This is a genomic window from bacterium (assembly GCA_019912885.1).
Classification (GTDB): Bacteria; Lernaellota; Lernaellaia; order JACKCT01; family JACKCT01; genus JAIOHV01.
This window is the reverse complement of the sequence record JAIOHV010000090.1, coordinates 85,630-97,083: the sequence shown is the minus strand read 5'-3', so window position 1 is coordinate 97,083 and position 11,454 is coordinate 85,630. Positions and strand designations below refer to the sequence as shown.

General features: G+C 63.5%; 12 protein-coding genes. 10 read left to right on the top strand and 2 right to left on the bottom strand.

The window, feature by feature from the left end:
• From infB to dut, 10 genes are all read left to right on the top strand, one after another.
• On the top strand, positions 1 to 1,919 hold a 1,919-nt coding region (gene infB, locus K8I61_07880; GenBank protein MBZ0271941.1), incomplete at its 5' end, for a translation initiation factor IF-2.
• A gap of 8 nt (positions 1,920 to 1,927) precedes the next feature.
• On the top strand, positions 1,928 to 2,215 hold the full coding sequence (locus K8I61_07875; GenBank protein MBZ0271940.1) for a DUF503 domain-containing protein: 288 nt from the start codon (positions 1,928 to 1,930) through the stop codon (positions 2,213 to 2,215).
• 4 nt (positions 2,216 to 2,219) lie between these two features.
• Entirely contained in the window at positions 2,220 to 2,663 is a 444-nt protein-coding gene (gene rbfA, locus K8I61_07870; protein MBZ0271939.1) for a 30S ribosome-binding factor RbfA, read from the top strand.
• Entirely contained in the window at positions 2,650 to 3,636 is a 987-nt protein-coding gene (locus K8I61_07865; GenBank protein ID MBZ0271938.1) for a DHH family phosphoesterase, read from the top strand. The genes rbfA and K8I61_07865 overlap by 14 nt, the downstream gene beginning before the upstream one ends.
• Positions 3,637 to 3,729: 93 nt before the next feature.
• Entirely contained in the window at positions 3,730 to 4,653 is a 924-nt protein-coding gene (gene truB, locus K8I61_07860) for a tRNA pseudouridine(55) synthase TruB (protein ID MBZ0271937.1), read from the top strand.
• A gap of 35 nt (positions 4,654 to 4,688) precedes the next feature.
• Complete coding sequence (locus K8I61_07855) at positions 4,689 to 5,093, top strand: type I restriction enzyme HsdR N-terminal domain-containing protein (GenBank protein MBZ0271936.1); 405 nt, start codon at positions 4,689 to 4,691, stop codon at positions 5,091 to 5,093.
• 6 nt (positions 5,094 to 5,099) lie between these two features.
• Complete coding sequence (locus tag K8I61_07850) at positions 5,100 to 5,783, top strand: hypothetical protein (GenBank protein MBZ0271935.1); 684 nt, start codon at positions 5,100 to 5,102, stop codon at positions 5,781 to 5,783.
• A gap of 161 nt (positions 5,784 to 5,944) precedes the next feature.
• Complete coding sequence (rpsO, locus tag K8I61_07845; protein ID MBZ0271934.1) at positions 5,945 to 6,211, top strand: 30S ribosomal protein S15; 267 nt, start codon at positions 5,945 to 5,947, stop codon at positions 6,209 to 6,211.
• 84 nt (positions 6,212 to 6,295) lie between these two features.
• Positions 6,296 to 8,404 (top strand): polyribonucleotide nucleotidyltransferase, encoded by a 2,109-nt coding sequence (gene pnp / locus K8I61_07840; GenBank protein ID MBZ0271933.1) that lies wholly within the window; start codon positions 6,296 to 6,298, stop codon positions 8,402 to 8,404.
• Positions 8,401 to 8,856 (top strand): dUTP diphosphatase, encoded by a 456-nt coding sequence (gene dut / locus K8I61_07835; GenBank protein MBZ0271932.1) that lies wholly within the window; start codon positions 8,401 to 8,403, stop codon positions 8,854 to 8,856. Before pnp ends, dut begins: the two co-directional genes overlap by 4 nt.
• Before the next feature lie 162 nt (positions 8,857 to 9,018).
• On the opposite strand, the gene K8I61_07830 is transcribed toward dut, so the two are convergent.
• Both K8I61_07830 and K8I61_07825 read right to left on the bottom strand, forming a co-directional pair.
• Positions 9,019 to 10,698 (bottom strand): hypothetical protein, encoded by a 1,680-nt coding sequence (locus K8I61_07830; protein ID MBZ0271931.1) that lies wholly within the window; start codon positions 10,696 to 10,698, stop codon positions 9,019 to 9,021.
• 88 nt (positions 10,699 to 10,786) lie between these two features.
• Positions 10,787 to 11,437: a CPBP family intramembrane metalloprotease gene (locus tag K8I61_07825; protein ID MBZ0271930.1), complete on the bottom strand. Its 651-nt coding sequence runs from the start codon at positions 11,435 to 11,437 to the stop codon at positions 10,787 to 10,789.
• Positions 11,438 to 11,454 lie beyond the last annotated feature (17 nt).

Here is an 11,454-nt window from a genome sequence, read left to right as displayed (position 1 = left end):
GCGGCCGCCGCGTGGTGGAGATCGGCCGCTCGCGCGATTACGCCTCGCGCCGCAAGTCGAAGGAACTGGCGACGCAGGAGTCGCGGATGGAGTCGGTCCGCCGCAAGAAGCGGGAATTCAAACAGACCGAGATCACGACGCCCAAGGCCAGCAAGCGAAAAATCCGCATCGAGGGCGCCATCAACGTGGGCGAGTTGGCCCACCGCATGGGCATCAAGGGCGGCGATCTCATCAAACGCCTGTTCGAGATGGGGCAGATGGTGACGATCAACCAGGCCCTGGACGTCGATTCCGCGACGATCATCGCGGGCGAATACGGTTACGAAATCGAGGATGTGGCGATCGTACCCGAGTCGATGATGGAGTCGCAGCCCGACGACGCGGTGGATCTCAAGCCGCGCCATCCGGTCGTCACGGTCATGGGCCACGTCGATCACGGCAAGACGACGCTGCTGGACGCGATTCGCAAGACGAACGTCGTCGGCGGCGAGGCCGGAGGCATCACGCAGCATGTCGGCGCGTACAAGGTCCGTCTCGGCGAGCGCGCCGTCGCGTTCATCGACACGCCCGGCCATGAGTCGTTTACCAATATGCGCGCGCGTGGTGCCCAGGTGACGGACATCGTCGTGCTGGTCGTCGCCGCGGACGACGGCGTCATGCCGCAGACGATCGAGGCGATCAACCACGCCAAGGACGCCGGCGTGCCGATCGTCGTCGCGGTCAACAAGATCGACAAGGAAGGCGCGAACATCGAGCGCATCGTCTCGCAGCTCTCCGAATACGGCCTCGTGCCGGAAACATGGGGCGGCGAGACGCAGTACGCCGAGGTTTCCGCCAAGCAGGTCGTGGGCATCGACGAGTTGCTCGAAAAAATCCTGCTGCAGGCCGACGTTCTGGATCTGAAGGCGAATCCGGACAAGAAGGCCGTGGGCGTCGTGCTCGAGGCGCGCCTCGAAAAAGGGCAGGGCCCGGTCGCGACAGTTCTCGTCAGCGAAGGCACGCTGAAGGTCGGAGATCCGATCGTGGCGGGCTCGTTCCACGGCCGCGTGCGTTTCATGAACGACGGCCAGTCCGATCGCATGGACGAAGCGGGCCCCGGCGATCCGGTCGAGGTCGTGGGCCTCGGCGGCGTGCCGAACGCGGGCGACCGCTTCTTCGTGACCGACACGGAAAAGACGGCCAAGCAGATCGCCGAGGCGCTCATGGCCAAGCAGCGCGAGCTCAAGAATCGCCGCATGACGAAGGTCAGCCTCGAGAACCTCTTCGACCAGATCAAGGAAGAGGCGATCAGGGAACTGAAGGTCATCCTGAAAGGCGACGTGCACGGGTCCGTCGAGGCCGTCACGGAATCGCTGGGCAAACTCGCGACCGAGCAGGTGAAGGTCAACGTCGTGCATTCGGGCGTCGGCGGCATCACCGAGACGGATATCAATTTCGCCGTGGCGTCGAACGCGGTCATCATCGGGTTCAACGTCAAGCCGTCGCAGGACATGCGCGACCTGGCGTCCCGCGAAGGCATCCAGATCAAGTCGTACTCCGTCATCTACGAGCTCATCGACGACGTGACCAAGGCGATGGAAGGACTGCTCGCGCCGATCCGCGAGGAGACGATCCGCGGCCACGCCGAGGTGCGCGCCGTGTTCCCGATCTCCCGCCTGGGGACCATCGCCGGCTGCTACATCACCGACGGACAGGCGTTGCGGAACGCGAATGTGCGCGTCCTTCGCGACGGGCAGACGCTGTTCACCGGCAAGATGGCCTCGCTCAAGCGTTTCAAGGATGACGTGCGCGAGGTGCAGACCGGCTTTGAGTGCGGCATTCAGGTCGATGGATTCAACGACCTTCGCGAAGGCGACGTCATCGAAATCTTCACCGTCGAAGAGGTCGCGGCCAAACTCTCGCGCGTGGTGAGCAGCTAGGCGGGCGTATGGTGGTCGGGACGCTGCGCGTCGTGCTGTACATCCACGGCGCGGATTCGCTCAAGGACAAGCGCAGTGTCGTGCGCCGTGTTCTCGCGCGCACGCGAAACGAATTCAACGTCGCGGCGGCGGAGGTCGAGGACAACGACGTCATCGGCACGGCCGTCGTGGCGTTCGTGACCGTCGGCAACGACCGCCGGCACGTCAACTCGGTGCTCGATCACGTGCTCGATTACGTCGAGAACCTGCAACTGGCCGAGGTCGGCGACTGCGGCGTCGAGATCCTGTCGGCCTGATTTCATGCCCAGGAAACGATCCCGAAAATTCACCGGCTTCAAGCGCGCCGATCGCGTCGGGGCGCAGATCCAGCGCGTGCTGTCGGCCATGCTCGTCGGCGAACTGGCCGATCCGCGCCTCGGCGCCGTCACGCTGACGGACGTGGAAATGTCCAAGGACAACCGCTACGCGACGGTGTATTTTTCGCTGTTCGACGAGTCCGAAACCGTTGAGGCCGCGCTCGCCGGGCTCGAATCCGCCGCCGGCCGCCTTCGCAGCCGCGTCGGCGCCGAGCTTGCCCTGCAACACACGCCGGAACTGCGTTTCAAGCACGATCCCACGCTACAGACGGGCCGGCGCATCTCCGATCTTCTCGGAGATGTGCTGCCGGAAGGCGCGGGCGAAAAGGGCGGCGAGTCGAGCGCTCCGGACGCGGACGGCGCGGATGACGCGGATGCCGGCGACTAAGGACATCGCCGAGGCGGCGAGGCTCGTCCGGGCGAAACACTCGTTTCTCGTCTTGCCGCACACGAATCCCGACGGCGACGCGATCGGCTCGTGCCTGGCACTCACCCTCGCGCTTCAACGCATGGGCAAGACGGCGGTCTTCTGCACGCAAGACGGCGTGCCCGAAATGCTCGCCTTTTTACCGGGCACTCGCGGCGCGGTTCGCAAGGTGGAGGACCTGTCCGTCTTCGACGCGATCTTCGTCCTTGACTGCGGCGACTTTCACCGCGTCGGGCGCATTCACGATCGCATCGCGGATCATCCGTCCATCGTGAACCTCGACCATCACGCGTCGAACCCGTTTTTCGGGCGCGTCAACGTGGTGGACGAGGCGGCAAGCTCGTCGAGCGAGTTGGTCCACAGGCTGCTCTTGAAGCTCGGCTACCGATTCGATCCCGACGTGGCGACGTGCGTGTATACGGGGATCTATTCCGATACGTCGCGGTTTTACAATTCGAACTCCACGCCCGACGCGTACCGGATCTGCGGCGAGATGGTGGCGGCCGGCGCCGATCCCGTATCCGTGGCGCGCAACCTTTTTATCGCGCAGCCCCGCGAAAAGGTGGCGCTGTTTTCCGCGGTGCTTCCGACGCTGCGCCTGGAAAAAGATGGCCGCATCGCCGGTATGATCTGCGCGCTCGACGTGTCGCAAAGGCTCAAGGCGACCAGCGAGCTGTTCGAGGGCTTCGTCGACTATCCTTTGTCGATCAACGGCGTCGAGGCGAGCTACCTGCTTCGCGAGGTGATGACGGGCGAGGAGGGGCTGCGCGTCAAGGGATCGCTGCGCACCACCGAACGCGTGGATGCCGCGGCGGTCTCCGGCTTTTTCGGCGGCGGCGGCCACCGCCGGGCCGCGGGCTTCACCGCCGCCGGCCCGCTCGAGGATGTACGAAAGCGGCTGATCGAGCAACTGAAAAAGCAATTAAAACATTAACCACGGAGGCCGCAGAGGCCACGGAGTTTGTTAAGCAATTGAATTCATTACTCTGTGTTCTCTGTGTCCTCTGTGGTTGATTGCGGATCGTTCATGCCTGACGGTGCTCTCATCATCGACAAACCGGCCGGTCCGACGAGCTTCGATATCGTCGCGCGCGTGCGCAGGTTAGCGAACGTGAAACGCGTCGGGCACGCGGGAACTCTCGATCCCTTCGCGACCGGCGTGCTGGTCGTTTTGATCGGCAAGGCCACACGCCTGTCCGATTTCGTCACCGGCGGCGCCAAGCGCTACGTCGCGCGCCTTTCCTGGGGCGCGGCAACCGATACGCTCGACGCGACCGGGGAGGTTGTCGAAACGACGAACGCGCCCCTGCCCGGCGACGCGGCGATCCGCGAGATGCTCGCGCGCTTTGTCGGCGAGATCGAGCAGATCCCGCCGATGTACTCCGCGAAAAAAATCGAGGGCACGCGCCTGTACCGCCATGCGCGCAAGGGGCGAGAGGTCGAACGCGAACCGGTGCGCGTGCGGATCGCGGAATTGTCGCTGATTTCGAGCGATAACGCGGGATTCATCTTCGAGGCGCTAGTGGGCAGGGGCACGTACATCCGATCGCTCGCGGACGACATCGCCCGCGCGCTCGGGGGCCTCGCGCACCTCGCGGAGCTTCGCCGAACCGCGTCGGGGCCGTTTACGCTTAACCGCGCGATCACGCTTGACGATCTCGCCGGCGAGATCGAACGCGACCCCGGCGGCCGGGACACGGCAATCGCGCGCCACCTCGTGCCGCTTGCGGACCTGGCGCCCGATCTGCCCGCGATCGCGCTTAACGATGCCGCCGTGAGCGACGTTTGCGTGGGCAAGCCCGTGCCGTTTGACGACGCGCCCCAAGGCGCACGTACGACCTCGTTCGTGCGCTTAATTGATGCGTCCGGCGCACTTGTCGCCATCGCCGCGCCGAACGCGGGGGAGCAGGGCTTCAAGCCGCGGCGCGTTTTTCGCGAACCGCAGGGCTGACGACCGATCGTATTCTCGGCAGTATGGTGAGCATCATGATCGACCTCAAACGTCAACGCGTTCGTGTCAACCGCGCGGGCAAGACGCCCGTTCTCAAGTGTTTGATTCGCAATCGCGATATCAAGGCGACCCCCGAAGAAAAAGTTCGTCAGTGCGTGCTTCGTTACCTGACAAAGATTCGGCGATGGTCGCATGCGTGGATCACGCTTGAAGAAGGTGTTCGGTACATAGACGGAACGCGAGGTCGCACCGATATTTTGCTGAAAGATCGCGACGGAACTCCCGCGCTCGTCATCGAATGCAAGGCGGGCGGTATCCTGCTTGGTGAGGACGTGCGGCGGCAGGCGATCAAATACGCGCAGGTCCAACGCGCGAAATCCGTATGGCTGACTAACGGCGATGACCATCGCTTTTTCGAAAAGACCGCACCCGGTTGTTGAGACGAAGTGCGTTCGTTGGCTGCGCTCTCGCTTTCGCATCGAACGCTCGGTTTCCCCCGTGCACCGCGCGACGCCAGGGGATTGCGCCGCTTTGAAAACCTCGCCAAATTGCCGCCGGGTGTGGACCGCGATTTCGCTGTCAGCGCGCTCAACCTCATTCTCGCGCCAGGCAAGTTTTATCGTCTTCCGTATTCCTATCGCGGTGTCCACATCCTTGAGGATCGGGGCTTATCCGAGCTCTCGATCCCCGTGCCCGGCGGCGGTACCTGGAATTCGCTTTACCGCGTATTTCTCGTGGCAACAGAAGGGCGCGTCGAAACGGCCGGAATCGGCCTGAATAGATGTAATCCGAAAAACATCATCCTCTGCGTCGCCTTCCTCAAGTCCAATCGTAAACATCATGCCCTGCAATTGCACTTCGGGCGAAACGTCGAGCCGACGCCTGGCGGATTTGCCGTTTTTCACGATGGACGCATGGGCGGTCGATCGATTCGCCGCGAAGCGGTTCGCGACGCGCTCATCGAATCCTGTCGTGACGATCTGGTTGCTCCGGACGGGCGCATCGACCTCGGGACGTTCAAAACAACTCCGACGTGGTCAAATTCACGAAAGCTGCTCGCGAACGTATTTAATTACGCTCTCCTGCGCACGAATCTGCGCGAAGCGAACCCTTGGAGCCGGCGCGGATAGAGCTCGGAAAACGCGAAGCAATCCACGTCCAGACCACAATTTTTGCGCCGCGCGACCATCGTGCGCATTTAACGCCGTCGCCGCTTTACCCCCGCGCGCCGATGTGCTAAATGCGGGCCAACAAAACGGAAGAAAGCAGAAAACAGGAGAACACGAGACCGATGTTGGACAACAGCAGAAAACAGGAAATCATCCAGCAATTTCGCCGGGATGATTCCGACACGGGGTCGCCCGAGGTTCAGGTGGCGCTGCTTTCGGCGCGCATCACCTACCTCTCGGACCATTTCAAGACGCACAAGAAGGACCACCACTCGCGTCGCGGCCTGCTCAAGATCGTGAGCCAGCGCCGTTCCCTTCTGAACTACCTTCGCGCAAAAGACGCCGAGCGTTACAAGACGCTCATCGCCTCACTCGGCATTCGCAAATAAACAAAACCGCGGAACGTGGCGGATGCCGCCGTGCCTTGCCGGCGCGCGCGGCCGCCGTGTTTCGTTTTTCAAGGAAGTGCGTTTATGACACGCGTTGAATTTGAAGTTGACGGCCAGACCGTCACGATGGAAACGGGCAAAATTGCCAAACAGGCGCACGGGTCCGTGGTCGTCCGCTGCGGCGACACGATGATCCTGGCGACGGCCGTCGCGGCGCCGTCGGAACGGGAGGGAGTCGATTTCCTTCCGCTGACCTGTGACTACCAGGAAAAACCTTGGGCCGCCGGGCGAATCCCCGGCGGTTTTTTCAAGCGCGAAGGGCGCCCCACGGAAAAGGAAACGCTGACGAGCCGAATGGTCGATAGGCCGCTGCGCCCGCTGTTTCCGGACGGCTGGCGGCGCGAGACGCAGATCATCGCGGGCGTCATCTCCAAGGACGAGTTTCACCCCTCCGACGTGCTCGCGATCACGGCATCGTCGGCCGCGCTGCACATCTCGAAGATCCCGTTCGGCGGACCGCTGGCCGGTGTGCGCGTTTGCCGCACCGAGGGCAAGTTCGTCTGCAATCCGACGCACGCCCAGATCGAAGCCGCGGACATCGAGCTGATCGTCTGCGGCACCGCCGACGCCATCGTGATGGTCGAGGGCGGCGCGAACTTCGTGAAGGAAAAGGACATCGTGGACGCGATCATGTACGCGCACCGTTCGATGCAGCCCTTCATCAAGGCGCAGCACGATCTGCGCGAGCAGGCCGGCGCCGCGAAGATCGAATTCACGGCGGAGGAGCTCGATCGCAACGTGTACGAGGCGGTGGCCCGGCAGGCGATCGGCGAGTTGAAGGTCGCGCTTTCCACCAAGGTGAAGGTCGACCGCTACGACAAGCTCTATGCGACCAAGAAGGCCGTCGCCGAGGCGATCAACGAGGGCCGGGGCGAGGACGAGCGCATCGACGCGAAGGACGTTTCCCGTGCGTTCGAGGATCTTAAATACATGGAAATGCGCGAGATGATCCTGTCCGAGGGCGTCCGCGTGGACGGCCGCGGCTCGAAGGACATCCGCGACATCACCTGCGAAGTTGGATTCCTGCCGCGGCCGCACGGCAGCGCCCTGTTCACCCGAGGCGAGACGCAGGCGCTCGTCACGGTCACGCTCGGCACGCGCTACGACGAGCAGAAGATCGAGGGCCTTTACGAGGACGAGTGGAGGCGCTTCCTGTTGCACTACAATTTCCCGCCGTTTTCCGTCGGCGAGGCCAAGTTCCTGCGTTCGCCGGGACGCCGCGAGATCGGCCACGGCGCGCTCGCGCGGCGCGGTCTCGAGCTCGTGCTGCCGGACGCCGAGACGTTCCCGTACACGGTGCGCATCGTGTCCGATATCCTGGAGAGCAACGGCTCCTCGTCGATGGCCACCGTCTGCGGATCGTCGCTGGCGATGATGCACGCAGGCATCCCGATCACGCACGCCGTCGCGGGCGTCGCGATGGGCCTCATCAAGGAAGGCGATCGCTACGCGATTCTCTCCGACATTCTGGGCGACGAGGATCACCTGGGCGACATGGACTTCAAGGTCATCGGCAACGTGGACGGCGTGTCGGGCATCCAGATGGACATCAAGATCGGCGGCATCGACGAGTCGATCCTCACGCAGGCGCTTGATCAGGCGCGCGAGGGCCGGCTGCACATCCTCGGCGAGATGAACAAGGCGATCGACAAGCCGGTCGCGGACATCTCCAAATACGCGCCGCGCATCATCACGATCCGGATTCCCGTCGAACGCATTCGCGACGTCATCGGGCCGGGCGGCAAGACGATCCGCAGCATCGTCGACAAGACGGGCGTCAAGATCGATGTGGAGGACGACGGCCGCGTGCTCATCGCCAGCACCGACGCCGCGATGGCGGAAGAGGCCATCAAGCTCGTGCGCGCGTACACCGCGGAGCTCGAGGTCGGCAAGTTCTACATGGGGCGCATCGTGCGCATCACCGACTTCGGCGCGTTCGTCGAGATCTTCCCCGGCCAGGAGGGCCTGGTGCACATCTCGCACATGGCCGACGAGCGGATCCGCAGCGTGCACGACGTGGCCAAGGAAGGCGACGAGATTCTCGTGAAGTGCATCGAGATCGACCGCCTCGGCCGCGTTCGCCTGTCGCGCAAGGAGGCGCTCGGGCTCGACCCGAAAGACGTCCTCGAATGAGCGGCGACCTCCGCATCCGCGTGATGCGGATCGAAGGCGCCCCGCGCGCCGAACTTCCCCACTACGCCACGCATGGCGCCGCGGGCATGGATGTCCGCGCCGCCCTGACCGAACCGCTGACGCTCGCCGCCGGCGAGCGTTTTGCCGTTCCGACGGGGCTCGTGTTCGAGGTGCCGCACGGCTTCGAGGTGCAGGTGCGGCCAAGAAGCGGGCTTGCGCTGCGGCACGGCCTCACGTGCATCAACGCGCCGGGGACGATCGACTCGGACTATCGCGGCGAGGTGAAGATCCTGCTTGCGAACCTCGGCAACGAACCGGTCACAATCAATCATGGCGATCGCGTCGCGCAGCTCATCGTCGCACCGGTTTCCCGCGCCCAGCTTGTGGAGGTCGAATCGCTGACCGAAACCGCGCGAGGCGAGGGCGGGTTCGGGCATACGGGCCACGAGTAAGAAACGCACCACAGAGGACACAGAGAACACAGAGTTTTTCTTGTTCTTTATCGCCGCGTATCTCCGTGTCCTCCGTGTTCTCCGTGGTGAAGGAAAAAAGAAAAATGGCCGGCGCATGTCACGCCGGCCAATCCCCCTGTTCCCTGATGACGCGCGTTGTGTCTAGTTCATGGCGTCGAGTTCGCTTTCGAAGTCGTCCAGGTCCGTCACGGACCAGACGACGGACGCGCCGTATTCGGTGAAGTTCGGATCGGACATCCCTTTCCACGTCGAGACGACGCGCGCGAAGGCGAGCACGTTGTCGTCCACAACCTCGCCGTTCACCTCGAATTGCGGGATGACCTGCATTGACGATTCGACGATGTAGTTGCCGTATCCGAACGCGGCCGCGCCCTTGGGCTGCGTGAAGGCCCACGGACGCGAGATGTCCGCGGCGTGCAATTCCAGCTCGCCCACGAAGTCGTTGCCGTACTCCGGATGCGATTCCATCCACTCCTTCGACTCGTCGTCCACGAAGCTGTGCGCGAGAAGGAGGCGCGACGTGCCCGGAATGCGCACGGCGGAAAATTCGCCGAACTCCGTCTTGCCGATGAGCGGGATCGCCGCATCGTAGTTGCCCTGCGTCCAGCAGCCGTTGTCCGGCCCGCTGTACGAGTAGACCTTGGTATTGACCTGCGGGTCTTCCATGTCCCCGAGCTTGACGTAGCCGAGATACAAGTCGCTCGATCGATAATTCGGGAACGAGCCCAGGCGGCATGCGCCGGTCGGCGTGGCGTCGCCGTAGGCGGTGCCGTTGTGCACCGGGCGCCCGCTGCCGTAGATCAGGAATCCGCGCTCATGCGGCTCGGTCCACGGAAGAGGGCAGGTATCCGGATCGTCGATTTCGTTGCGATTGACGAGGATCGGCGCGACCTGGATGAACTTCTGCGTCGCGAAGCCGGACACGTAGCGCCACGTCTCGGTGTCCAGGTCGAACGCGAGCAGATGTGTCTGGTCGCAATTCGTGTTGCTGATGTATTTGCCGTACCAGTAATAAATCGTTTCCTCGTCCACCTGCGCCGCGCCGGTCGGAACAAAGAACGACACCTCGGTCCCGGAGGGCTGTCCGCCCGGATAGATGTATTCGCGCTCGTGCTGGTTCAGAAGCGGCGTCGGATCGCCGTCGCCGTCAAACGCGGCGAAATCCGTGATCGAGAAGTAGTGCGCGTTGCCTTCGCTGTTCCCGGCGATGTTGTCGATTTGCAAATCGCCGTCCGTGTCAACGCCCCACGGCACGCCGACCACCGGACCCGTCTCGGTCTTGCTTTCCATGACGGGGTGCGTGTCGCCGAAAAAGTAATACGTCTTGTCGCCGACCTTCACGTTGACGCCAAGGTCGGTGCCTTCGATGACGGCGTTCCAACGGTCGTACTCCACGTAGGTGAAGCCGTCGGGGAACAGATACGTCTTGAATTCTTCCGCGGGGTCCTCGGCGTCGCGCCCGACGAGATCCGTCGCGTAAAACTGGCAGATCGACGTGTCATCGCGGATGCCGTTCGCTTCGAAACAATCGGCCTCATCCCAGGAGAACGTGCCGGACGTGTCGTCATCGCCCGTGTCGTCGTCGGCGTCGTCGTCATCATCGCCGGTGTCGTCATCGGCGTCGTCGTCGGCCGTGTCGTCGTCGGTATCGTCGTCCGACGCGTCATCGTCCGTCGCGTCGTCGTCCGACATATCGTCGTCCGTCGCGTCGTCGTCGTCGTCGTCGTCATCATCGCCGCCGCAGCCGAAGAGCGCGGTGGCCGTCATCAAAACGCAGGCGAGGGTGAAAAAAAAAGCGAAAATCGAATCGCGGTCGTCCATGACCTTCCTCCGGCGCGAGTATCCCTACGCACGTTTGATCGGCCGCGACGCCGGAAATCTTGAGGGGAACTTCGGAAATCGTGGCGAATCAGACGCGGCCTTCGATCGCGAGCACGACGAGATTGCCGAGCGTGTGCAGGATGATCGGCCCGGCCAGCGACTCGTGGCGCACGCGCAGGGCGCCGAATAAGAGCGCCGGAAAGAAGGTCGAAAGCGACGAGAGCACGTCGCTTTGGCGAAAGCTCCCGAGGAACAGGTGCGCCAGCGCGAACAATGCGGCCTGCGTGACATTCGGCGCGTTGAGCAGCTCGGCGAGTATCGAGCCGGGCGCACGCCGACCTCGTATCATCACGCCAAGAATCGCGCCGCGAAAGAACAGCTCCTCACACGCGGCGACCAGGACGAACTGCGGCGGCAGCGCGGCGAGCAGATCAAGAACGGTCGGCCCGAACGGCGGCGGTCCGTAAAGCAAAGTATGGAGCCGGATGTGCGCGATCACGTAGACGGGGATCACGACGGCGACGCACGCCGCGATCTCGATCCACGCGCGGCGCGACGGCCATACGGCGCCAAGTTGGATCGCCGACATCCGATGTCGAATGGCGACGATCGCCGCGCCGCCCCCAAACACGGCGGCGCCCATCGCGATCGGCGACATCCGCCAATCAATCCAACGCGCAAGCGCAAGACCGGCCCAGATCGCAAGGCACGCGATGAGCGTGGCGTGAAGCGCGGACATGGCGCTGTCCCGAAAAT